The 22825-nt window shown below is 60.4% G+C and carries 21 protein-coding genes; 11 read left to right on the forward strand and 10 right to left on the reverse strand.

All coding sequences use genetic code 11. The features are described 5' to 3' along the window. Positions 1-81 precede the first annotated feature (81 nt). Positions 82-1011, reverse strand: a complete 930-nt coding sequence (locus tag AACL53_RS14770; protein WP_339085286.1) for an AraC family transcriptional regulator — start codon at positions 1009-1011, stop codon at positions 82-84. A 78-nt stretch (positions 1012-1089) separates the two neighbouring features. On the opposite strand from AACL53_RS14770, the gene AACL53_RS14775 reads away from it, so the two are divergent. Further along, positions 1090-1698: a cupin domain-containing protein gene (locus tag AACL53_RS14775; protein WP_339085287.1), complete on the forward strand. Its 609-nt coding sequence runs from the start codon at positions 1090-1092 to the stop codon at positions 1696-1698. Positions 1699-1716: 18 nt separating this feature from the next. Here AACL53_RS14775 and AACL53_RS14780 read toward each other — a convergent pair whose 3' ends face one another. Then, complete coding sequence (locus AACL53_RS14780) at positions 1717-2328, reverse strand: helix-turn-helix domain-containing protein (protein ID WP_339085288.1); 612 nt, start codon at positions 2326-2328, stop codon at positions 1717-1719. 200 nt (positions 2329-2528) lie between these two features. Here AACL53_RS14780 and AACL53_RS14785 point away from each other — a divergent pair, with 200 nt between their 5' ends. Both AACL53_RS14785 and AACL53_RS14790 read left to right on the forward strand, forming a co-directional pair. After that, positions 2529-4040, forward strand: coding sequence for an aldehyde dehydrogenase (locus AACL53_RS14785; RefSeq protein WP_339085289.1), 1512 nt, complete (start codon positions 2529-2531; stop codon positions 4038-4040). Beyond that, entirely contained in the window at positions 4037-4600 is a 564-nt protein-coding gene (locus AACL53_RS14790) for an NAD(P)H oxidoreductase (protein ID WP_339085290.1), read from the forward strand. The genes AACL53_RS14785 and AACL53_RS14790 overlap by 4 nt, the downstream gene beginning before the upstream one ends. A gap of 4 nt (positions 4601-4604) precedes the next feature. Here AACL53_RS14790 and AACL53_RS14795 read toward each other — a convergent pair whose 3' ends face one another. The 8 genes from AACL53_RS14795 to AACL53_RS14830 form a co-directional block, all read right to left on the reverse strand. Further along, a complete protein-coding gene (locus AACL53_RS14795) occupies positions 4605-7055 on the reverse strand; it encodes an FAD-dependent oxidoreductase (protein ID WP_339085291.1) in 2451 nt (816 codons plus the stop codon). 95 nt (positions 7056-7150) lie between these two features. Then, complete coding sequence (locus tag AACL53_RS14800) at positions 7151-7960, reverse strand: ABC transporter permease (RefSeq protein WP_339085292.1); 810 nt, start codon at positions 7958-7960, stop codon at positions 7151-7153. Continuing rightward, positions 7953-8825, reverse strand: a complete 873-nt coding sequence (locus AACL53_RS14805) for an ABC transporter permease (RefSeq protein ID WP_339085293.1) — start codon at positions 8823-8825, stop codon at positions 7953-7955. The genes AACL53_RS14800 and AACL53_RS14805 overlap by 8 nt, the downstream gene beginning before the upstream one ends. 17 nt (positions 8826-8842) lie before the next feature. After that, a complete protein-coding gene (locus AACL53_RS14810) occupies positions 8843-9847 on the reverse strand; it encodes an ABC transporter ATP-binding protein (protein WP_339085294.1) in 1005 nt (334 codons plus the stop codon). A gap of 8 nt (positions 9848-9855) precedes the next feature. Beyond that, positions 9856-11019 (reverse strand): PotD/PotF family extracellular solute-binding protein, encoded by a 1164-nt coding sequence (locus tag AACL53_RS14815; protein WP_339085295.1) that lies wholly within the window; start codon positions 11017-11019, stop codon positions 9856-9858. 632 nt (positions 11020-11651) lie between these two features. After that, on the reverse strand, positions 11652-13046 hold the full coding sequence (locus tag AACL53_RS14820; RefSeq protein ID WP_339085296.1) for a cytosine permease: 1395 nt from the start codon (positions 13044-13046) through the stop codon (positions 11652-11654). A gap of 9 nt (positions 13047-13055) precedes the next feature. Beyond that, positions 13056-14342 (reverse strand): MFS transporter, encoded by a 1287-nt coding sequence (locus AACL53_RS14825; protein WP_339085297.1) that lies wholly within the window; start codon positions 14340-14342, stop codon positions 13056-13058. Between the two features lie 104 nt (positions 14343-14446). Next, entirely contained in the window at positions 14447-15463 is a 1017-nt protein-coding gene (locus tag AACL53_RS14830; RefSeq protein ID WP_339085298.1) for an Lrp/AsnC family transcriptional regulator, read from the reverse strand. Positions 15464-15628: 165 nt separating this feature from the next. Between AACL53_RS14830 and AACL53_RS14835 the strand changes: the two genes are divergently transcribed. The 8 genes from AACL53_RS14835 to AACL53_RS14870 all read left to right on the forward strand — a co-directional run bounded on the left by AACL53_RS14835 (position 15629) and on the right by AACL53_RS14870 (position 22810). Next, positions 15629-16705, forward strand: a complete 1077-nt coding sequence (locus AACL53_RS14835; protein ID WP_339085299.1) for an LLM class flavin-dependent oxidoreductase — start codon at positions 15629-15631, stop codon at positions 16703-16705. Beyond that, positions 16702-18417: an amidohydrolase gene (locus tag AACL53_RS14840; RefSeq protein WP_339085300.1), complete on the forward strand. Its 1716-nt coding sequence runs from the start codon at positions 16702-16704 to the stop codon at positions 18415-18417. The genes AACL53_RS14835 and AACL53_RS14840 overlap by 4 nt, the downstream gene beginning before the upstream one ends. Beyond that, entirely contained in the window at positions 18404-18934 is a 531-nt protein-coding gene (locus AACL53_RS14845; RefSeq protein WP_339085301.1) for a flavin reductase family protein, read from the forward strand. The genes AACL53_RS14840 and AACL53_RS14845 overlap by 14 nt, the downstream gene beginning before the upstream one ends. Then, positions 18931-19230 carry an EthD family reductase gene (locus AACL53_RS14850; protein ID WP_339085302.1) on the forward strand — a complete coding sequence of 100 codons (300 nt, stop codon included), beginning with the start codon at positions 18931-18933 and terminating at the stop codon, positions 19228-19230. The genes AACL53_RS14845 and AACL53_RS14850 overlap by 4 nt, the downstream gene beginning before the upstream one ends. A 43-nt stretch (positions 19231-19273) precedes the next feature. After that, the gene (locus AACL53_RS14855; protein WP_339085303.1) at positions 19274-19429 is read left to right on the forward strand and encodes a hypothetical protein; all 156 of its coding nucleotides are present in this window, start codon (positions 19274-19276) and stop codon (positions 19427-19429) included. Between the two features lie 84 nt (positions 19430-19513). Then, positions 19514-20998: an aldehyde dehydrogenase gene (locus AACL53_RS14860; protein WP_339085304.1), complete on the forward strand. Its 1485-nt coding sequence runs from the start codon at positions 19514-19516 to the stop codon at positions 20996-20998. A gap of 97 nt (positions 20999-21095) precedes the next feature. Continuing rightward, positions 21096-21368 (forward strand): DUF4242 domain-containing protein, encoded by a 273-nt coding sequence (locus tag AACL53_RS14865; protein WP_339085305.1) that lies wholly within the window; start codon positions 21096-21098, stop codon positions 21366-21368. Positions 21369-21523: 155 nt separating this feature from the next. Beyond that, positions 21524-22810, forward strand: a complete 1287-nt coding sequence (locus AACL53_RS14870; RefSeq protein WP_339085306.1) for an FAD-binding oxidoreductase — start codon at positions 21524-21526, stop codon at positions 22808-22810. Positions 22811-22825: the final 15 nt, after the last annotated feature.

Consider the following 22825-nt stretch of genomic DNA (forward strand, 5'->3'; position numbering starts at 1 on the left):
GCGAGCGGCCACCTCGCCCTTGCGGGGGGAATGATGGGCGGGAGAAGAGGGGCCGGTCTCTCGGAATATTGCCAATTTTGCTCAGGAAAGGGCGCGGCGGCGCCATTCACGCGGAGGCATGCCGACGTGGCTGAGGAAAACCTGGCCGAAATGGCTCTGGCTTTCGAAACCGACGAGCGAGGCGACGTCGATAATCGTCGTGGCGCGGTTCAAGAGCAATTCTTTGGCGCGTTTGATGCGCAGCCCGACCAGCCAACGGTGCGGCGGCGTCCCGACAGCCGTCTTGAACGCTCTCACGAAGTGGAAGCGGCTCAACCCCGCGGCGCCTGCCAGATCGTCGAGCGAGATATCTTCCGAGAGGCGATCCTCGACGAGCGACAGCACGCGGCGCAGTTGACGCGCCGTCAACGCCCCCGCCGTGCTCGCGCCGGCTTTTCCATCTTTCTGGCAATGGCGGAACAGGATGCGGCGCGCGATGACATCGGCGGCCATATCGAAGAAAAGCGGTGAAATACTCCCCGGACGCTGCATTTCTTCGGTGAGCGCCAGTATCGTGTGGCGGAGCGGCGTGTCCGTGAACGCGAGGCGATCGGAGATGTCTGCGCGGCCGTTGCCGGCCTCCGCCGCAATCCTGTCTAGAAAATCAGCATGCAGGAAGACGTGCGCTTCTTCCGTCGGCCGGTCCCAGCGCCACACGTTGCTGCGCTCCGCTGCCATGATCAGGGATTGACCGGGCAGAACACGTCCTTTGACCTTTTCGCCGCCGAGACACGCTTCGATGATCAACGGTCCGCCCAGCGCAACCGAGATGTAATGAAAGGGGAGCTTCGGGCATTCGACTTCTTCCGCCAAGCCGTCGAAGCGGAAATGACCGATCGCCAGAACCGGCGAAGCAGCGAAGCTCCGAGGCCGCACGGGGCTTCCGCCGAGTTTGCCGATCCACGCCTTCGCCGACAAAATATCGGGATGGCCATCACGCGCGGGCGCAGAGCTATCGGGCAAATTCATCATTGCGAAATTATGCCTTGCAAATTTCGCCTGACAAGATGAAATTTTAGGCGTGACTGATCAATGGCCTGGGGAACGCAAATGCCGGCGTCAAATGAGAAGGCGGCGACGGCTTCGGATGACGAAGATCTGACGCCGACGCGCGTGGGTGCGGAAATTCGCGATCTGCGAAAAGCCAAGAGGCTGACGATAAAGGAGCTTTCGCTCGCAACGTCGCTGTCGATCGGGCATCTGAGCGAGATCGAGCGCGGGATAGCCTCCCCCGGCATCAAGACGCTGCACGATATTGCGAAGGCGCTCGGCGTCACCATCGGATGGTTTCTGCACAACGCGGAGGGCGGAGACCCGGAAGAGCGCGATTTTATCGTGCGTGCGGGCAACAGGCGTACGCTGCGCTTTTCATCGGGGATAACCGACGAGCTGCTGTCGCCCAATCTGCGCGGGCAGCTCGAGTTGCTGATGTCGCGATTTCCACCCGGATCAACAGAGCCCGGATCGCCCTATACGCATCATGGCGAAGAGGCCGGGCTGATCCTCGCCGGTTCGCTCGAACTCTGGATCGGCGAACAATCATTCACGTTGCGCGAAGGCGATAGCTTCAGCTTTCCTTCGACAACGCCTCATCGCTACCGCAACCCGGGCAGCGTAGAGACCGTGGTCGTCTGGGCCATCACACCGCCGTCCTACTGACTCTCAAGACGTTGCCGCTCAAAAGATGGGTGGCGTGCACGCGCAGGCCACAACCGCTTCGGTCTTGCCGACGTTGCGTAACCAATAGGGCACGCGCCCGAAGAGCTGATAACCACCACCTTTGCGGAGGCGGTAGGTCTCGCCGCCGACTTCCACTTCGATCGTCCCTTCAATGACCAAGACGGCGGTTTCCCCGTCGTAAATGATGGGATCATCGCCGGTGCCGGCGCCCGGCTTATAGCGCTCAATGAACATTTGAAGCCTCTTGTCCCGGCGCTCGCTGCCGAGAACGCGAAGATCGGCCGCGCCGCGGGAGACGACGGCGAGATCGTCCGCATTGTAAAAAAGCGCGTTTTTCTGCGACACCGGCAGCGCGAAGAAATCCGCAATTGAAATCGGTATGGCAGTCAGCAGACGATGAAGCGACGCAAGCGATGGCGCGTGGGTTTCCTGCTCTATCGTCGATACGGTCGCGTTGGTAACGCCCGCACGCTTGGCGAGTTCGCGTTGCGAAAGGCCTGCCGCTTCGCGCACCTGCTTGAGCCGCGACCCGACTGCAAGTTCGCTTGCCTCCGCTCGTGCGCGAGCCTTTGCGGTCACTTCAACTACCGCTTTTTTGCGCTCAGCCATCGTCTTCCCATCCACGTGAATGTCTGTGTTTCCCAAATACGTTCCAGCGCTTGCGCGTAACCCACGTCATCAAGTTTGGATGCAGGGCCGTCAACGCTCAGATTGACGTCGCGATGCGCGATGCCGATTATATTTTTATAGCGCTATGTTCGATAAATTTATACACTGAGCGTCTGAACTCAGCAACGGAGTAGAGACCAATGGCGGCTCTGGACGACTTCGCATTCCTGTCCGGCAAGATCTACGTCGCGGGCAAATATGTTGCCAGCCGCGCGGGCGAACATTTCGACGTCATCGATCCGGCGACGGAGGATAAGCTCGGATCGATCGCCGACTGTCCCGACGACGAAGTCGACAGCGCCATCGACGTCGCGAATGACGCGCGCCGCGTTTGGATGGCGATGGACGCGCGAAGCCGCGCCGTCATTCTGCACGACATCGCATCGACACTTCGCCGTGGCAGCCGCCCGTTCGCCGAATGCCTGACGCGCGAAGAAGGCAAGCCATTCAAGGAATCCACCGACGAGGTTTCCTGGTGCGCGACCGCGATCGACTATTACGCCGAACTCGCACGGCATGAGACCGGACGCCTCGCCGGCGCTACGGTTCCTGGGCAATTTCATTTCAGCGTGAAGGAACCGCTCGGCACGATCGTCATCATCCTGCCGTTCAACTATCCGCTCGTTCTGTTGTGCTGGGAAGCCGCGGCGGCGCTGGCGGGCGGAAACTCCGTCATCATCAAACCGCATGAGCAGACGAGCTTGACGACGCTCAAGTTCATGGAGGTTTTCGCGGGTCTGCCGCCCGGGCTGCTGCAGGTCGTTACCGGCGGCGCGCGCGTCGGCCAGCGCCTCATCGCGAGCCCCAAAACGCATGGCGTTGCCTACACCGGTTCCGTTGCTGTCGGTCAGGCCGTGGCGCGGACGTGCGCGGAGAGTTTCAAACCGAGCCTCATAGAAGCTTCCGGCAACGATCCGTTTATCGTCATGCCGTCAGCGCCGCTCGACATGGCCGTCAGAGGCGCCGCCTTCGCTGCGTATCTCAATTGCGGCCAGGTCTGCACGTCGGCCGAACGCTTCTACGTTCATGAAGACATTCACGACGCCTTCGTCGAAGGGCTTGTCGCCGAGGCACGCAAGCTCCGCATCGGCAACGGTCTCGGCGCCGTCGATCTCGGGCCGCTCGCGACCAGCCGGCAGCGCGATCGTTTCGAAGGACTGATCGCGCGCGCCCGCCAACAGGGCGCCAAGGTGGAGACCGGCGGCGGCCGTCCCGCAGCGCTCAATCGCGGCTGGTTCGTCGAGCCGACCGTTCTCTCCGGCGTCACGCCCGATATGGAGATTCTCAACGAAGAGCCGTTCGGCCCCGTCGCGCCGATCTGCAAGGTGAAGAGCTTCGACGAAGCCATCACTCTCGCCAATCGTTCGCGGTTCGGGCTCGGCGCCAATCTCTATTCGCTCGACATGGATGAAGCTTTCCGGGCGGTGCGCGAAATCGAATCCGGCATCCTCTGGGTCAACGCACCGCTTCTCGATAATGACGCCTTGCCCTTCGGCGGACGTAAGCTCTCCGGCAGCGGTCGTCAGCTTGGTCCGGAAGGCCTTGCGCAATTCCAGAACACCAAGTTCGTCATGATCGATCCGAAGGCTTCGAACCAGGACTTCTGGTGGTTCCCGTATTCCAAGGCGGAAAGCTTCGAGCCCAGCGCATGAAAATACTTCTCGTCACGGCTCATCCGCGCGCGGACTCGCTTACCTATGCCGCCGCCAAGGCTTTTGCCGAGGCGGCAAAGGCCAATGGTCACGAGATCGAACTTGCGGATCTCATGGCGGAAGGGTTCGATCCGGTTCTCAGAGAGCCTGACGAGCCGGATTGGTCGGATGCAAAAAAGGTTTATTCCGCTGCTGTGCGGGCCGAGATGGCCCGCATCGAGCGTAACGACGCGACCGTGATGGTCTTTCCAGTATGGTGGTGGTCGATGCCGGCCCTTCTCAAGGGCTGGATCGACCGCGTTTGGAATAATGGTTGGGCCTACGGCGACAAGAAATATCCGCAGTCGCGCGCTTGGATGCTGGCCATTGCGGGCAGTTCAGCAGAGGCCTACGCAAAACGCGGCTATGACGACGCGATGCGCACGCAGCTCGAAGTCGGCATTCTAGGTTATTGCGGGATTCCCGAGACGCGGCTCGAAATTCTGTTCGACGCAATTGAAGGACCGCCGGGGCCGGAGGACATTCTCGCGGCCGCGCGGCGACTGGGTTCTGAATTCTAGGCGCTCAGGCTTTGATGCGCTCGCTCTTCGGATCGTACCAGGGGCCGAGTTGCGCGCGCGCCGGATAGCGCTGCCACGCGACTTCGACTTCGAGGGGCGCAGCGGCGAGCCACTCAGCGGTGACGCCCTCTTCGCAGCGCACGTAACCCATGCCGAGCGACGCGCCGATACGGTGACCGTAGCCGCCGGACGTGATCGAGCCGATCACCTTGCCGTCCCGCCAGATCGGCTCCTCATGATAGAGCAACGGCGCGTCATCGCCTTCGAGTTGGATTTGCACCAACCGCCTTTTCAGCGGACTGCTTTCGCGCTGCTTCAGGAGCGCCTCGCGGCCGATGAAGCCACCCTTCTTGTCCCAGGCGACCGCGAAGTCCAGCCCACCTTCGAGCGGCGTGTCATCCTCACCGATGTCGTGGCCCCAGTGCCGGTAGCCCTTCTCCATGCGCAGCGAATTCATCGCGAAATAGCCGGCCTGCTTCAGGCCAAAGGCTTTTCCTGCTTCGACGAGAACGTCGAAGATGTGTTGGGCGAATTCGGCCGGCATCAGAATTTCGAAGCCGAGTTCGCCGACGAAGGTCACGCGGTTCACGCGCGCCTTGGCGTAGCCGATCTCAATTTCGCGGCTGGTGCCGAACGGGAACGCCGCGTTCGAGAGATCCGCATTCGAGATGGAACTCAGAAGCTCGCGCGACTTCGGGCCCATCAGCGCCAGCATCGGCAGTCCGGAAGAGATGTCGCGCGCGAAAACGTGCGCGTCTTTCGGGAGGTGCCGCGTCAGCCACGCAAAATCGCGAACCTGCGATACCGCAATCGAGACCACCATGAAGGACGACTCTGACAGTCGCGTGACGGTGACGTCCGACTCAATGCCGCCGTGCTCGTTCAGCCACTGCGTATAGACGAGACGGCCGACCGGAACGTCTATGTCGTTGGCGCAAATTCGATTGAGCGCGGCGCAGGCGTCGCGTCCATCGACAGCGAATTTCGTGAAGCAGCTGTGGTCGAACAAGGCGACGGCGTCGCGTGTCGCGCGGCACTCTTCAGCTGCCAAGTTGAACCAGTTCTGGCGGCCGTAGCTGTATTCGATTTCGGGCTTCGTGCCGGGCAGGCCGAAGAAGCCAGGACGCTCGTAGCCGGCAGCCTCGGTCATGAACGCGCCCTGCGCGATCAGCCTGTCGTGGAATGGACTGCGCCGGACATTGCGGGCCGTTTCGAACTGCCGATAGGGCCAGTGCATATCGAAAAGCAGGCCGAGCGTTTCGGTCGTCCGGTCGTAGAGATACTTGCAGTTCGACTGGAACGGCATCATGCGGCGAACGTCGACGTCGGTCAGCTCGACAGGCGGACGGCCGTCGCGGATCCATTGCGACAAGGCCTTGCCGACGCCGCCGGACGATAGAATTCCGATGGAATTGAAGCCGCATGCGCAGAAGAGGTTCTCTACCTCCGGCGTTTCGCCGAGCAGATACCGGTCGTCGGGCGTGAAGCTCTCGGGACCGCAGAAGAAGAGCTGGATGCCGGCATCAGCAAGCATCGGCACGCGGTTCATCGCCCTCTCCAATATCGGCTCAAAATGCTCGAAATCTTCGGGTAGAGAGTCGAAACAGAAGTCAGGCGAAATGCCTTCATGTCCCCACGGCTTGGCGTTCTTCTCGAAGCAACCGAGCAAGATTTTGCCCGCGTCCTCTTTGTAGTAGGCCTCCTCGTCGGTGACGAAGAGAACGGGAAGATCGCGCGGCAGGTTCGGCAGCTGCTCGGTGACAATGTAGAAATGCTCGGCGGCGTGGAGGGGAAGCGATACGCCGCTCAGCGCGGCGAGATCGCGCGACCACATTCCGCCGGAGATGACCACCTTATCGGCGCGGACTTCGCCCTGATCGGTGATCGCGCCGACAGCGCGGCCGCCTTTGACGAGGATGCGTTCAACGCGGATGTTCTCAAGGATCGTCGCTCCGGCCTTGCGCGCGCCCTTCGCCATCGCGATCGTCACGTCGACCGGATTGACCTGCCCGTCTTTCGGCGCCCAAAGGCCGCCGACGAGGCCGTCGGTGTTCAGTGGCGACCAGCGCTCCTTGAGTTCTTCCGGCCGCAAGACCTCAACTGGGAGGCCGAAATTTCTGGCCATTGAGGCGCCGCGCTTCAGTTCTTCGAAACGTCCTTCCGTCTTCGCGGCGCGAAGCGCACCGTTCTGACGAAAGCCGGTTGCCTGTCCTGTTTCGGATTCGAGGCTGGCGAAGAGTTCACCCGTGTATTTCGCCAGCTCAGTCATGTTGCGCGTGGCGCGAAGCTGGGTGACGAGGCCGGCTGCATGCCAGGTCGTGCCGCACGTCAGCTGCTTGCGTTCGCAAAGCATGACGTCGGTGATGCCGAGTTTCGCCAAGTGATAGGCAATCGAGACGCCGGCAACGCCGCCCCCGACAATCAGAACCTCGACGCGATTCCGGAACGACGACATCAAACCTACCTATGGACTGATTTTCCCTACGCAGACTTTCGTCTGTCATCGTGAAATTTTCAATAGAAATTTTCACTTATGTGATTTTTTGGACTTTATTTTCTGCTGCGACGGGACAGTCCGTACCAGACGTAGGCGAGACCAACGGCCGTGAACACCGAAGCAGCCAATACGAACGACGCGACCGCGATTTGAGGCGTCGCGCTCGAACGGAGCGACAGCCAAAGCATGACCGGCAGCGTTTGCGTTTCGCGCGTCGTCAAGAACAGCGCCATGATGAATTCGTTCAGCGACGTGATGAATGCAAACAGGCCCGCCGACACGATGCCAGTCATCGCGACGGGCACGATGACGTTGAAGAAGGCCTTGAGGGGCGGAGCACCGAGATCGCCGGCCGCCTCCATCAAACTCTTATCGAGCGTTTCGAACGTCGGCACGAGAACCGTGATCGCCAACGGAAGCGCCCAAAGCGTGTGAGCGCACGCGACGAGGAATTTGGAGCCGAACAGATCTTGGCCGAACAGATTGACGGAGCCGAGCCCCATAGCCACCGATATGCCGAGCACGACGCCCGGAACGAAGAGAGGCAAGATCAAAAGCGTTTGCAAGAGAGGCTGGGCTTTTTTACCATTCGCCAGTGCGTAAGACGCCGGCAGCGCCAGGACCATCGACATGAACGCGGTCAGAATCGCGATGTGAAGTGAGTTCCAAGCGGCGTTGATCCACTGCGCGTCGTTGAAGAACTGTCCGAACCAGCGTCCGGAAAAGCCGCGGATCGGAAAGCGGATGACGTTGTCGTCGCTGAACGCCATGACTGCGGTGATGCCGAGCGGAATCAAGACGTACAGAATGAAGAGTGCCGCAAAAGCGCGATGGAGATATCCGAAGGCGCGGTCTTCAAACATGGCTCGATGCCTTTCTGTGCCGGAGCCATTGCGTCACGAGCGCCGTCGTCGCGATGATCGCGATCAGCACGACGGAAATCGCGGCGGCCATCGGCCAGTTGCGACGCGTCAGCATCTGAAGCTGGATTTCGTAGGGCATCGTCCAGAGCGAATCCGGGCCGAGCGCGTTCGTGGTCGCGTAGATGCCCATCGTAAAGACGAACGCCTGCGTAAACGCTGCTGCTATGCCGCCTTTAGCGAGGGGCAAGAGGACCGTGAAGAACGTTCGGAGTGGCGATGCGCCAAGGTCGCCGCTGGCGGTCAGTAGATTGCGATCGATCCCGTTCAGAACGCTGAGGATCGAGAAGAAGCAATAGGAAATCGAGATGTAGGAAAGGCCGACGACCGCCGCAATTTGGGTGCCGAGGAGATTGACCTTCTGATCGCTGAGCCCGGTCGACATCAGCGCATAGGAAAGCAGACCGTTCGAGGGAAAGAACATCCGCCATCCGATGATGACTGAGACCTCCGAGATCAGCATCGGCGCGATCGCAATGGCGAGCAGCATCAGCTTGTTGCGGCCTTCGCGGAGCCAAACAAATTGTGCAAAGAAAAATGCAGCGACGACCGTGACGATGGCGGTGACCAACGAGATGTAGATCGTTCTGCCGATCACGGCGAGCATGTTGGGCTCGGTCAGCACGACCAGATAGTTTCGCAGCGACCAGGCTTCGACGTAAATCCCGCCTGCGGGATGTTCGTTGAAGCTCATGCGAAGCAGATAGAGCAACGGCCAGCCGAAGGCGACCACGATGAACACGAGCGTCGGCAGCATCAGCCATGGGATGCTCGGCAGTGCTGCCGAGACCTTTGAGCGGCTCGGCACGATGTCAGCCTCGGCAGTCATGATTTGGGAAAATAGGTTGCGTGGGCGGTCTTCCAACCGACCTTGACCATGTGATCGGGGCCGACGGACGGAGCGGCCGGACTATCGAAGAAAAGATTGCCGCGGTCCGTCTCGGCATGAATTCGATATGTGCCGCCGAGGTACTCCACCGATGTGATCCGCGCCAGCACCTCGTTTTCGGCGCCGGATCCGTTGACCAATCCGAGGCTTGTTGGACGAATGAATACTTTTCCGCTGGCAGCATCGGCGCCACTTCCGCCGAGAGCGGGCGGCAGCCGCAGCGAGCAGGATTCACCGACGAAGGTGTAGACGAACTCGCTCGCGGGTCTTTCGAATATTTCAATGGGCGGACCGATCTGCTCGATTTTGCCCTTGTTCATGACGGCGATGCGATCGGAGAGCGCCATTGCCTCGCTCTGATCGTGTGTCACGAAGACAGCGGTGTAGCCGAGTTCTTCATGAAGGCGGCGGATCTCCGACCGCAATTCGAGCTTCAGCTTCAGATCGAGCGCGCTCATCGGCTCGTCGAAAAGCAAAATGCTTGGCTCGACGACCATTGCGCGCGCCAGCGCCACGCGTTGGCGCTGGCCGCCCGACATCTCTGCCGGATAGCGTTGGCTGAAGCTCTCCATTCTCACGACATCGAGGATGCGCTTCACGCGCGGGGCGATATCGCCCTGCGATACGCCACGCATTTTCAATCCGTAGGCCACGTTCTCCGCCACCGTGAGGTGAGGAAACAATGCTCCGGATTGAAAGACGGTGGCGGTATCGCGCTTGTAACTCGGCAGGCGATCGACTCTGCGCCCCATGATCTCGATGATGCCGCCGTCAGGACGATCCATCCCACCTATGAGACGGAGTGTGGTCGTCTTCCCGCAGCCGCTCGGGCCGAGAAGGGTGAGAAACTCACCCTTCTCGACGGAGAGATCGATCTCATCGACTGCGGCGTGATTTCCATAACGCCTGACGACACGTTCCAATCGAAGGGCACAAACCATATTCAGTCTTAGCCCTTTGAAGTCTTGAGCACTGCTTGCTGGAAGCGCTCGCCCATCGCATCGAAGCTCGGCAACAGCCGCTCCAGGCCCTGCATCGTCATCAAGCGCACGTTCTTCACCAGGTCATCGTTCGACTTAGGATAGTTGTGCCAGAAGGCCGGCACAGTCACATCCTTACGCGACATCACGGACATCTGCACCTGAATGAAACGATCCTGCGTTTCTTGCTCAAGCAAATAGCCGAGGAAGGCGTCTGCCAGCGCATCGTGCTGCGTGCCTTTAACCTTGATGTACCAATCGCCATAGGCGACCGTGCCGTCGGCAGGAATGCCGGTTTTGAAGGTTGCGCCGCCGTTCTGAGTGAGGCCGAGAGCGTCCGCCGAATAAATCTGCGCGAACGATGCCTGCTCCTGCAGCATGAGGAACGAGAGTTCCGCGCCATCCTTGTAGTATTTGGCGGGACGCAGCCGTTCGACCGCCTCGAAGATGGGGTCGGACACCATTCCGGGCTTCCAGTCGTAGAAGGCGTTGAAGTCTTTCTTAGCGCCCCAGATCGCCGAGATGGCGATGAGCCACCAGTAGGCTCCGGCATCGAGGGCAAGCTTACCTTCGAGGTCTTTGTCCCACATCGTCGCCCAGCTGAGCGGCTTGTCGGCAGTGAGGGCCGTGTTCAACAGCGGCAGAGAGAAGCCCAGACCCAACGGCACGCCGTAGTCGCGGGCCGCTTCCGGCCGTGCGGTGAGGAAGAACGGCTGCAGGTCGGCAAGCTGAGGAAGCTTGGATCTGTCGGTCTTCGCGTAGAGACCTTCGGCGAGCGCGCCGAGCGTGGTGTATTCCTCGGAGACGGTGATATCGAAGGGAGGCTTGCCTGCGGGCGCCGCCTTCATCTGCGCGACCATCTGATCCCAGCCGCCGACCAGCGACACCTTCGTGCCGTACTTGGCGTTGAACGGATCCGAAATCGCGGTCTTGAACGAGTCGAGGTAACCGCCCGACCATGCGCACACCGTCAACTCTTCGCCCTTGAAGGCTTCCTTGGCGTCGAGTGCGTGAGCGCGCCCGATAATTGCGGGCATCGGCAAAAGCGCGGCGCCGGCTAGGACACTGCCGGTCTGCAGTATCTGGCGGCGGGACAGAGTCTTCTTGTTGGTCTTACCTTCACCGTCATTCATTTCAGAAACTCCCGATGGCTGCTGGTGCTGTTGCGAAGTAGGTCAGGCGGGATCGCGTTTGCCCGAGTTCGATGACCGGAAAACGCCCTGCATGACGAAGCTCTGTGCGCTGATTGGCTCGCGCGCGTTCGGCGGAGCAAAGAAGACGAATGGCCCGGGCTTTTGAAAAAGCCACGGCCGGCGCATTGCGCGGCCCGATCGCCACTTCGGCATTCCAAGAATGCATCGTGCCCCCGCGGCGCTTGGCCGACATTGAAGACCGTTCAATAGTCCGCTCGACGCGCGACGCGTCTCACGTCCGTCGAATTGCGCCTCTATTGGAATGATTGTCCATGTTCGAGGCAGATTGCGCATCAGGTAAGCAGCTTCAAACCGTAATGCGTATTTCATAAGACGTTGACGACCGTATTTCGCAAATTGATCTAAGTCAACGACCCCCTTCCGCTCTTATGGGCTTTCTTTTTACAGTGCGCGCCCGGATGCCGCCCGCGCGTCGTCACCCAATTTCCCGTAAGCATCCTGAGCGGGACGGCGCGAAGCGTCTCTCGAAATATTGCGCAATGGTGCGGGCGGCGGGGTTATCCGCGCGCCATCGGGCTCTGGGCACGCGGTCGGGATCGACAGTCCAAGGCTTACTTGTAGTCGCCTTTCCGCATGCGGATGACGAGGAGACGCGTTACGGCAACGAAAACGATCCCGGCAACGAGTGCGGCCGGCAACGAAGCGGTCGTATATTCGTAAGGCCACCTGCTCGCGTACGAGACGGGATTCAAAAGATAGAGATAGGTTGCGAAGCCTGCCGCCATCGCGAGCAGAGCGGCCGGATTGAAGCCGCCCCAGAATTCGTAAGGCGTGCCCGGTCCGTCTTGATAGATCCCGCGGACGTTGAGCGAATTGCGGCGCAGCAAAAAGGTATCGGCGATTTGGATCGCGCATAGCGGCGCAAAGAAGACGCCGATGAACGCCAAGAACGTGCCGAAGTTCGAGAAGAACTCTTCGGGGATGAGAATGCCGACGGCCGCGACCGGTACGATCGAAAAGAGAATGAGCGTGCCCCAGCGCGCATCTCCGAGCGCCGGGACGCGGCGCAGGCCAATGGCCGTCGAATAGACACCGGCGAGCGACGGACCAAGATTGGCCGCCATGATCAACAGCAACGCAATGAGGCCATAGAGCGGGCCGCCGAGAGACACGAGCCACGCGGTCGGGTCCGGCACCTGCAGCACCAACATCGCCGCGAGCCCGACGATGCTGAGCAATGGCAGAGACAATCCCATCGCCAGCATGGACGGCAACACGGACTTCGACGGAGAGGGCGATTCACGGACGATCGTGCCGAAATATGCCCAGAACCCCAGAAGCGAAACGATGCTAATCTCGACGCCCGTGACGTAATTCCAGGCCAAGCTCGGCGAAGCCATCGACGGCTTCGCGACGGCCAGCGCTTCCGCGTTCGAGGAGAGCAGCTGGTAGAGCATCCAAATGCCGATCCCCACGACGACGAAGAAGAGCACGTTGGAGGCGGCCTCGAGACCCTTAAGCCCGCGAAGCAGCACCAAATAGACGACGATACACGTCACCGCCGATACGATCCTGACGATCGTGAGCGAGCTTTCCGGATCGGCCAATCCCACCGTGATCAGGGCTTGAGCAACAGCTTTTCCGAAGAAGACGAGCAGCAGGGTATTCCAGCCGATGATCGACGCATATTGAAGGAAGACGGTGATCAACCAGCCGCGATTGCCGAACTGAGGCTTCGACGCTGCGATCGAGTCGATGCCGTATTTCGTCGACATCGGCACGACGGCAAGCGTGAGCATCAGCATTCCGATCATCGATCCTGCGATCAACGCCGAGACGCCCATTTTGAAATCGAGATAGAAGGCGACGTATTGGCCAATGAGGTAGGACCAGTTTCCGCAGGCGGTCACAAGCAGAACGACCGTCAACTGTCTTGTCGTCCACGTCCGGTCTTTGACCGTCAGCGGCCAGCCGGATTCGGCTACGCTGTCCTGCGTCGAACTCATTCCCCCCCCTTACGATTTCTTCGCGATTTTCCTGATTCCAAAGTCCATCGAGAGAACCAACACGGCACCCGCCAGCATGAAGACAGCCAGCAGCGCAATCGCATACTGCGAGGACGCGCCGTGCTGTTTGGCGAAGCCAACCAGATACGGGCCGAAAAAACCACTGCTGTTTGCGACCGAATTAATCAGTGCGATCCCGGCTGCGGCGGCGGGTCCTGTGAGTATCGCTGCCGGCACGGTCCAGAAGACCGGGAAAATCGACAGTGTGCAAGCGGATGCGATCGTCAGCAGGACGAGCAGCAGAATTGGTGAAGATACGAAAGCGCACAACCCGAAGGCCGCGGCGGCGACTAAGCCCGGGATCGCGATATGCCAGATGCGTTCGCCCGTCTGATCCGAATGGCGCCCCCATGCCCACATGAAAAGCGCGGAGATCAGGTATGGCACGGCGACGACGAAGCCCGTTTCAGTATTCGTCAAGGACATGCTCTTGACGATTTGGGGCAGCCAAAAGCCCAGCCCGTAGAGTCCTATTCCGGTGCCGAAGCACGACGCGGCGAGGACGAGCACGCGCCGATCCGTCAAAGCCCCGCGGATCGAGTGACTGTGACTTGGGATATCCACTTCGCGGTCGGCCTTGAGCCGGGCAAGCAGTGCATCGCGCTCTTCTTCGGACAGCCATTTTGCCTTAGCGGGCGTATCCACGAGAACGAAGAAGCAGATCACGCCGAGGATGATTGCGGGCACGGCCTCGAGCACGAACAGCCATTGCCATCCACGGACCCCCCAGACGCCGTTCCACGCATCCAGAATCCAGCCCGACAGTGGAGATCCGATCACCGTGGAAATCGGAACGGCCATCATGAAAATAGAGACGACGCGAGCGCGTTCCGCCGCCGGAACCCAATTGGTGAGATAGTAAATGACGCCGGGGAAGAAGCCCGCTTCGGCCGCACCGAGCGTGAAACGTAGAACCGCAAGAACGTTGACGTCGGTGACGAATGCAGTCGAGGCCGACAACAGGCCCCACGTAACCATTATCCGCGCCAGCCAAATTCGCGCGCCCACCCGCGACATGACGAGGTTGCTCGGAACCTCGAAGAGGCAATAGCCGAGAAAAAACACGCCGGCGATGAATCCGAACGCTTCAGGCTGGATCGAAAGATCCGCATTCATCTGAAGCGCTGCGAAGCTGACATTGACCCGGTCGAGGTAGGCCGTGAAATAAGCCGCGATCAGCAGAGGCAAGACTCGATACTGCACTTTGGCGAGCGCACGAGAGAGCGGTGGCGGCATATGACGATGATCCGTGATGCGGGTTCCGAGAGATCAGCCGAGTGGCGATGCTCTGCTCGAAAGAGATGGATGGGACTGGCGGAGAAGCAGGACGCGCAGGGCCGTCAGGCGCCCGCCCGTTCCTGCTGGACGGATATCGTCTCATCGCGGATGGTCGAGAGACGCTTGTAAAAGAGATTGCTGTAGATCGACACTTCGAGCCGAGCGACGCCCTGAAGCGACCGGACGCTTTGATCGATCACATCAAGCAGTTCGCGGTCGGTCTGGCAGATGAATTCCGTCAGGATGTCATAGCGCCCGGCGCAGATGACGATGTAAGTTGTATTCGCCAATCGCGCCAATGCATCGGCGACGTCCTTCACGCTATGCCCGGCCGCCACGTTGATCCCGACCCACGCCATCGACCGGAACTCGAGGCTCATCGGGTTGATCAACGCGATGACGCTGACAGTGCCTGTGTCGGACAGATTCTTGAAGCGTAAACGCACTTGGCCTTCGGATACGCCGAGCTCCTCGGCGACTTGCAAAAATGGCTTGCGTCCGTCCTCGCTCAGCGAGCGAATGATGCGAACATCCATTCCATCTATCTCACGCGGCCGCACGCCCGTCTCGCTCTCGGCCTTGTTCTGCGCGGCCGCAAAGTGGGCGAGCTGATAGTGGAGACTGAGGTAGGGCACTATTTCGATCGTCTGAATGCCCTCGATCTTACCGACCTCGTTTTCGATCGTCGCCTGCAGGGCGGCCCGGTCGCGACAAAGAACTTCGGCGAAGAGAGAAAAATGAGATGCCGAAACGACGACGTAGTCGATCGAGGGAATGTTCTGCAGCTGCCGCGCAATTTCACTCGCTGGACGGTCCGGCCGGTTCGTCATGCAGAGGAGTGCGGCTGAGCCATAGCCGAGCACCGATGGATCGGTAACTGCAGTAATCTGCATCACCCGCTGCTCGATCAGATCGAGGACGCGCGTACGCGCCGTCTTCTCGGTCACTCCAACTTCGCGCGCGATGCGTGAGAACGGCATGCGCCCATCCGCTTGCAGCAGCGAAACGATGCTCCGATCGAGATTGTCCAGCGATGCAACGAGCCGGAGATAATCCGGCGTCGTCATAGTTCCCTTCATTCAAGCCTCCCCAGCCGGCACGATACACCGCTCCTGCGAAAGAGCCCGAACCTCGCGATTGATCAAGCCCGGAATGCGTTTCCCAGTCTTGACACAAAAGTTGGTACGAATTACAGTATTATATCATCGCATTTCGACGAATTACGGTTATGGGAGCGGCCATCAGTGAAAGTCGGGATCTTGCAAGAGGGCGAGGTGATGCCGGGCATGAGTTACGCCCAGCGCTACCGGGACATCATCGAAGAGGTCGCTCTGGCGGACAAGTTGGGGTTCTCGACCTGGGGAACTTCGGAACAGCATTTCAGCCCTCCCCGGTTCACCGTCTCCGCTCCCGAGGTGCTCTACGCCGCCGTCTCGCAGCACACCAAGCGCATCAAGCTGCGCGTCATGTGCTCGGTATTGCTGAAATGGAATCATCCCATCCTCGTCGCCGAGCGCCTCGCAACGCTCAACATCGTTTCCAATGGCCGCGCAGAGATCGGTACGGCGCGCTCCAACAATCTCACGACTCTCGGTGCCTTCGGCGTGAAGCCGACGGAGACGGTCGAGCAATGGAACGATTCCATGGAGGTGCTGGCCAAGATCTTCGCCAGCGACCAGCTCGAGCATGACGGCCCTGTTTGGAAAATTCCTCAGAGAACGATCGTTCCCTCGTTTGAAAAGGAAACGCATCCTCCTGTGTCCGTCGCCGCCTCCAGCGTCAAGACCCATGCTTCGGCGGGCGAGATGCAGATCGGCGCAATGTGCTTCGAGAATTACTTCGGGTTCGACTACCTGCAGGAATGCATCAACGCCTATCGCAGTGCCTATCCGACCGGCCGCAACCTGATGCCGAACCCCAATTCCTACATGGGGCTTTACGTGGCGACTTCGTTCTGCGGACCGACGCGCGCCGAGGCAGCGAAGGTCGCTCGCGATGTCGCGCTCGGCTATTTCAAGTTCATTCTCGATCTTTACGTGCCCCTGTCCAAGAATCCGAGCTACGAATACCTCGAGCGCATCCAGCTCTTGGAAGCCAACGAGACCAATCTCGACTTCCTGATGACCGAGACACCTTCCGTGTTGATCGGCTCTCCGGCAGACTTCATCGAGCGGCTTCGCAAGCTTGAAGCCATGGGCATCGACGAGGTTTTGCTACGCATCGACGGCGTTCCTCATGAAGAGATCATGAAGAGCATCCACTTGATCGGCACCGAGGTCATTCCCGCTGTCGACCGCGAGCATAAGATTGCAGCTGAATGACCGGAACCGATAGCACTCCAGAACCGGCAGACATCGTCGTTCTCAGCCGTCGTATCATAACGATGGACCCTGAGACCGATCCGCGGATCGAAGCCGTTGCGGTGCGAGGCAAGCGCATCTTGCGCCTGCTCCGCCGGGACGAAATCTCAGCGGTCGCCAATGAGAAAACGCGGATCATCGATGTCGGCGACCGTCCCGTCATGCCGGGTTTCGTCGATCCTCATGCTCACATCGAAGTCGCCTGCCGCTCATCTTTCGGCGTGGTTGATTGCCGGGCGCCTCAGTGCGGGACCATCGACGCCGTCGTTGCGGCGTTGTCTGCAAAAGCCGTCGAGACACCACCGGGCGAGTGGGTTGTCGGCCAAGCCAACCTCTTTTTCGACCGCAAGCTCGCCGAAAAGCGCTTTCCGACGCGCTACGAACTCGATCGCGTGAGCACCGCGCATCCGGTCGCGCTGCGCGCCGGCGGGCACCTCACCATTCTCAACTCGAAGGCGCTTGCGGTCTGCATGATCGATCGCAACTATTCGCCGCCTCCCTACTCGATCACGGGTCTTCCGAGCGTCGAGCGCGACGAGTCCGGCGAGCCGACCGGCATCGTGAAGGAGATGGACAATCTTCTGCCGTTCTCAGCGATGGAGCGCGAGCAGCTGGCCGCCGCCTTGCAGACGGGCATTCCAAAGCTCTTCACGCAGTTCGGCGTCACGACGATCGGGGAAATCTCCGAGACGGTCGACGGACAGCAGATCATGAACGATATGGCGGCTCGCGGTGACCTGCCGGTATCCGTGCGCACCTACCTATGGGCGCCGGGAACTCTGGCGCTCGAGGCGGCCTGCAATTGGAAGAAGAGCATTTCCGTCACGGCGCCGGACGATCTCTTCCGTATCCAGGGCGTCAAGCTGTTCGCCGACGGTGGCTTCTCTGCGAAGAGCGCAGCCGTCAAATTTCCGTATCTCGTGTGCGGATGCCGCGGCGGCCATACATTCCGCGGCGAGGTCGCGCTCGATAAGGGCTTTGCCCAGCGCGCGATCGAGCTGACGCAGAATGCGGGCTTGCAGTTGGCGGTTCACGCCAACGGCGACCGGGCGCAGGAATGGGTTTGCGATACCCTTCTTGAAATGGGCGGCGCTCCTACAGGGCGGATCCGCACGCGCATCGAGCACGCGGGCAACCTGATGCCTTCCGAGGTGACGGCGGACAAATGGGCTGCGGCGGGCATCATCCCCGTTCCCCAGCCGGTATTCCTCTACACCTTCGGCGAATACTTCCCCGACTATCTCGGCGATCACGGCAAAATCGGCCGCTTCTCGTTCGCCACGCTCATGAAGCAGGGCTGGCGATTGTCGGGCAGTTCGGACGTTTGGGTCGGCTCGGAAAGCGACGCGACGAATCCTCTGTTCAGCGTCTGGTGCTGTCTCAAGCGGCAAACGTATTCCGGCGCGACGCTCGACGCCGACGAAGCGATCACACTCGATCAGGCGCTTAGACTGCACACGCTCGACGCTGCATCCGTGCTCGGCGAAGACGACGTTCGCGGTAGCATCGCCCCCGGCAAGTTCGCCGATCTGATCGTCCTGGATCGCGATCCGCACGCCGTTGCCGTCGACGAGTTGCCGAAGCTAAAAGTCGATCTCGTATTCAAGAACGGCAAGCAGATCTGGAACCGCACGACGGCTACGGGGGATGGCGGCGCTGATGCTTCACACTAGCGACCTCGCGATGGAACGCCCGCGACCTGTCGATCCTGGTGAGTTTCGCTCGGCGATGGGCGACATGCCGGGCGCCGTTACGGTCATCACGTCATGGGGTCCCGACGGCGCGCCATCGGGGGCAACCCTTTCCGCGGTCGTTTCGCTATCCCTCGATCCGCCGCAGATGTTGGCGTGCTTCGATCATGGATCGAACACGCTCGCGGCCATCCAGTCTCATGGCCGTTTTCTGGTGCACGTGCTGGCGCACGGGCAGCAAAGCGTCGCAATGAAGTTCTCCGGCAAATCGCCGGATAAATTCAAAGGCGTGGAATGGGAGGCCGACGTTTTCGGGCTCCCGCGGATCGACGGGTGCGTTGTCGCGGTCGCATGCGAACTCGATAAGATCATCGAATCCGGTGACCACAAGATCGTCATCGGCCGGGTGGTCGAAATCGAGCGGGCGGGCGAGTTGAACCCCATGGTCTATGCGCGCCGAAAAATGCTGCCATTCGAAAGCGACGGAGCGAACCAATGATACGCCTCACGGTCATTTACAATGTCCCGGCCAACGCAACGGCGTTTGATGCCCACTACAGAGACGTGCATTGCCCGCTGGTTGAAAAGATGCCCCACCTTCAAGGCTTCAGCTATAGCCGCGGCGCCGTCACCAGCAGCGATGCCGCGAAGCCGGTGCATCTCGTCGCGTATCTCGACTATGCTTCCATGGCCGATCTTGAGGCGTCTCTCAACTCGGAAGCCGGCAAGGCGGCGGTGGCTGACGTCGCCAATTTCGCCGACGGCGGAGTAACGATCTTGACGACTGAGATCTAAGGCGCAGCGAACTTGGCAGGCGGACAGATATAGGGAAATCGGCATGCGTGGCTTCGATCCAGAACTTGAACGGCGCATTCGCGCTTTCGAAAACGCGCCGGCGGAAAACGCAAGCTTCACCTTTTGGGATTGGCTCGCGCTCGTGACGCTTGGAGTCGTCTTTCCCGTTGGCCTCCTGATCTGGGGATGGCCTTGGTGATACCCGCATCCAGGCAATTCTCGATATTTCGATGAGCAGCCATCCTCGCTCGCTCACACTCAACCAGCGTAGGTGAACCTTTAAATGTTGAACTCCGCTTCGAAGCAGACGACCGATTTTCTGTCCGCACAGCACAAGCTCGTCATTGGCGGAGCCGAGATCGGCAGCGCGTCGGGTGAGAGTTTCGAAACTTTCGATCCGGCGTTCGGAAAAGTGCTGGCGTCGGTGCAGCACGCCAAGCAGGCGGACGTCGATGCGGCCGTCGCCTCGGCGCAAGCGGCACAGCAGGTGTGGCAGAAAATGGCGCCGAGCGAACGCGCGGCACTCTTGATGCGGTTCGCAGACCTCATCGAACGCGATACCGCGTGGATTTCAGAAGTCGAAAGCCTCGACTCCGGAAAGCCCAAGTTGCACATCGCAGCGGTCGACATTCCATTGGCCGTCGGCGCACTTCGCTATAACGCCGGCTGGTGCACCAAGCTCGCCGGTGAGACCATTCCCGTCGGCGCCCCTGACATGCACGTCTATACGCGCCGTGAGCCGGTCGGCGTCGTTGCCGCCATCGTGCCGTGGAATTTTCCACTCTGCCAGGCTTGCTTCAAGATCGCGCCGGCTCTCGCTGCGGGCTGCACCGTCATCCTGAAGCCCGCCGAGCAGACGCCGCTGTCGGCTCTCATTCTCGGAAAGCTTGCCCTCGAAGCAGGCATCCCGCCCGGCGTCCTCAACGTTCTGACGGGCGAAGGCGCGACGACTGGCCAAGCCCTGGTTGAGCATCCGGGTGTCGCCAAGATCTCGTTCACGGGCTCTGAAGAGGTCGGCAAGCACATCGCGCGCAGCGCTTCCAAGACGCTCAAGCATGTCTCACTGGAACTCGGCGGCAAAAACCCGAACATCATCTTTGCCGATTGCGATGTCGATGCCGCCGCTTCGGTCGCCGCGGGCGCAATCTTCTTCTACAGCGGGCAGGTCTGCTCGGCGGGCTCGCGTCTCATGGTCGATGCGGCCGTCTACGACCGTGTCGTCGACCGCGTCGTATCGGAAGCGAAGCAGCTCAAGCTCGGCCACGGTCTCAACGCCGACACGACGATGGGGCCGCTGATTTCCGAAGATCAGCTCGCGCGGGTCAACGGTTTCGTCGAACAGTCGCGCAAGGGCGGCATAGACATTGCCATCGGCGGAACACGCGGCAAAGGCGATCTGGCATCCGGTTCATTCTACGAGCCGACCGTCCTCTGCGGCGCAGACGATAACGCCAGCGTCGTCAAGGAAGAGATTTTCGGACCGGTTCTCACGATCCAGAAATTCAATTCGCTCGACGATCTCGTGCCGCGGGCGAACAACAGCAACTTCGGTCTCGCGGCCGGCATCTGGACACGCGACATATCCAAGGCCCACGCCGCAGCCGCAGCGATCCAGGCCGGCACCGTCTGGATCAATACCTACAATCAGTTCGATGCGGCGGTCGGCTGGGGCGGCTTCAAGCAATCGGGTTACGGCAAGGACAACGGACGCGAAGGCCTCGACAAATATCTTCAGACGAAGACCGTCTGGGTAAATTACGCTTCATAACATTGCCAAGTTTGCCATAGACGGCCCGATAGAACGCTGTTTTTAAAGCGGTCGCGTCCGGTGATACGGACGCGCCCAAGAAGCCAAGGGAGTGCAAATGAAAAAGTACATCATCGAGCGGAACATACCCGGCGTCGGCGATTCAAGTGCGGATCAGCTCAAAGGCGCGGCCGCGACTTCCAATGCTGCCCTGGCGAAGTTGGGGCCGGACGTGCAGTGGCTTCATTCCTACATCGCGGGCGACAGCACCTTCTGCGTCTATCTCGCAAAGGACGAGGAGTCGATCCGCAAGCACGCAGAACTCAGCGGCTTCCCCGCGAACCGCATCGTCGAGGTCAAGACGGTCATTGACCCTTCGGCTGCAGGCTGAACCGGCATTTAGTTGGGGCACTATCGGGGCGCGTGGATGAAAGTCTGCGCGCCTCATCATTTCACCCGGTATCCTCGGCCGGACTGCGGTATGAACCCGCTTTACAATCTTTCATATTAGTGAAAACCTCCGTCCCGCTTCATAGGGGGCGAACAATGGTTGCCGGCTACCAAGCAAAGTCCGTGTGGGCCGAGCGAACTTTCGCGCCTCTGGCTTCCCACGCTCTGAAGACAGGCGAAAAAGTCGATCTCGCCATCGTCGGCGGCGGAATTCTTGGTCTTTCCTCCGCCCTTCACGCAGCGCGTTCTGGACTTTCCGTCCGTGTTCTTGAAGCGGCGAATGTTGGAGATCGCGCATCGGGTCTCAACGGCGGCCAAGTCATCCCCGGATTGAAGTACGATCCGGATTGGCTGCTCCAGCATTTCGGCGAAAAGCGCGGCGAGTCTCTCGTTCGCTTCGGGGCGTCGCTCGCCGACGGCGTCTTCGATCTCATTGCGCGCGAAAACCTCGATGTGCCCGTCGAGCGGGCGGGTTGGATCCAGGCGGCGCACTCGGAGACGGCGTTGCGAGCCGCCGAGCAGCGCGCCAAGCAATGGACCGCAAGGGGCGTGTCGGCAAAGCTTTTGAGTGCGGTCGATGTCAACCGCCTCACCGGCGCACGCGGATACCACGGCGGTTGGCTCGACCCGCGCGGCGGCGCCATCCAACCGCTGGCTTATACGCGCGAGCTGGCGCGGGTGGCCGTCGATGCAGGCGCGCGCATAGCGGAAAACACACGGATTACTGCGATTAAACGCGATAATTCAGAGTGGGTTCTCACAACGACTGACGGCCGTTCACTTCACGCGAAAGGCGTCATCGTCGCGACGAATGCCTACGCGGATGCTCTCATTCCGGGTCTAGCGCGAACGCTTCTGCCGCTGCATTCGTTTCAAATCGCGACTGCGCCGCTCTCGGATGCGCTTCTCGCAAGCATCCTGCCGGACGGGCAGGTCGTCTCGGATTCCCGCCGTATCGTCATCTATTATCGGAAGGGTCCCGGCGGCCGTATGCTACTCGGTGGCCGCGGGTCGATGGCCGATCCAACGGATCCGAAAGCGTGGGCCCATCTCGAGCACGCCTTCAAGCGGCTCTATCCGGCGCTTTCCAATGTCCCCATCGAAAAGCGATGGTACGGACGTATCGCGATGACGCTCGATCACCTACCCCACGTGCATGAACCCGACGCCGGATTGCTCGTTGCGGCGGGGTGCCAAGGCCGCGGTATTGGCCTGATGACCGGCCTCGGTCCTCGCCTCGTCGACTATTTCGTATCGAGGGACCCTGAGCTTCTCCCGTTTCCGCCGACGCCGATCCGCCCAATACTGTTTCACGCTTTTCGGAATGTCGGAATCGGAGCGGCTATCGCCTGGTATCGCCTCGTGGACATGCTGGAAAAGTAAGTCGACGGATTGACA

The organism is Hyphomicrobium sp. ghe19 (assembly GCF_902712875.1).
In the GTDB taxonomy this organism is placed as follows: Bacteria; Pseudomonadota; Alphaproteobacteria; order Rhizobiales; family Hyphomicrobiaceae; genus Hyphomicrobium_B.

Excerpts from the sequence above, each read along its gene's own strand:
- AACL53_RS14770 (WP_339085286.1), bottom strand. The coding sequence starts at position 1,011 with ATGATGAATTTGCCCGATAGCTCTGCGCCCGCGCGTGATGGCCATCCC.
- AACL53_RS14775 (WP_339085287.1), top strand. The coding sequence starts at position 1,090 with ATGCCGGCGTCAAATGAGAAGGCGGCGACGGCTTCGGATGACGAAGAT.
- AACL53_RS14780 (WP_339085288.1), bottom strand. The coding sequence starts at position 2,328 with ATGGCTGAGCGCAAAAAAGCGGTAGTTGAAGTGACCGCAAAGGCTCGC.
- AACL53_RS14785 (WP_339085289.1), top strand. The coding sequence starts at position 2,529 with ATGGCGGCTCTGGACGACTTCGCATTCCTGTCCGGCAAGATCTACGTC.
- AACL53_RS14790 (WP_339085290.1), top strand. The coding sequence starts at position 4,037 with ATGAAAATACTTCTCGTCACGGCTCATCCGCGCGCGGACTCGCTTACC.
- AACL53_RS14795 (WP_339085291.1), bottom strand. The coding sequence starts at position 7,055 with ATGTCGTCGTTCCGGAATCGCGTCGAGGTTCTGATTGTCGGGGGCGGC.
- AACL53_RS14800 (WP_339085292.1), bottom strand. The coding sequence starts at position 7,960 with ATGTTTGAAGACCGCGCCTTCGGATATCTCCATCGCGCTTTTGCGGCA.
- AACL53_RS14810 (WP_339085294.1), bottom strand. The coding sequence starts at position 9,847 with ATGGTTTGTGCCCTTCGATTGGAACGTGTCGTCAGGCGTTATGGAAAT.
- AACL53_RS14815 (WP_339085295.1), bottom strand. The coding sequence starts at position 11,019 with ATGAATGACGGTGAAGGTAAGACCAACAAGAAGACTCTGTCCCGCCGC.
- AACL53_RS14820 (WP_339085296.1), bottom strand. The coding sequence starts at position 13,046 with ATGAGTTCGACGCAGGACAGCGTAGCCGAATCCGGCTGGCCGCTGACG.
- AACL53_RS14825 (WP_339085297.1), bottom strand. The coding sequence starts at position 14,342 with ATGCCGCCACCGCTCTCTCGTGCGCTCGCCAAAGTGCAGTATCGAGTC.
- AACL53_RS14830 (WP_339085298.1), bottom strand. The coding sequence starts at position 15,463 with ATGAAGGGAACTATGACGACGCCGGATTATCTCCGGCTCGTTGCATCG.
- AACL53_RS14840 (WP_339085300.1), top strand. The coding sequence starts at position 16,702 with ATGACCGGAACCGATAGCACTCCAGAACCGGCAGACATCGTCGTTCTC.
- AACL53_RS14845 (WP_339085301.1), top strand. The coding sequence starts at position 18,404 with ATGCTTCACACTAGCGACCTCGCGATGGAACGCCCGCGACCTGTCGAT.
- AACL53_RS14850 (WP_339085302.1), top strand. The coding sequence starts at position 18,931 with ATGATACGCCTCACGGTCATTTACAATGTCCCGGCCAACGCAACGGCG.
- AACL53_RS14855 (WP_339085303.1), top strand. The coding sequence starts at position 19,274 with ATGCGTGGCTTCGATCCAGAACTTGAACGGCGCATTCGCGCTTTCGAA.
- AACL53_RS14860 (WP_339085304.1), top strand. The coding sequence starts at position 19,514 with ATGTTGAACTCCGCTTCGAAGCAGACGACCGATTTTCTGTCCGCACAG.
- AACL53_RS14865 (WP_339085305.1), top strand. The coding sequence starts at position 21,096 with ATGAAAAAGTACATCATCGAGCGGAACATACCCGGCGTCGGCGATTCA.
- AACL53_RS14870 (WP_339085306.1), top strand. The coding sequence starts at position 21,524 with ATGGTTGCCGGCTACCAAGCAAAGTCCGTGTGGGCCGAGCGAACTTTC.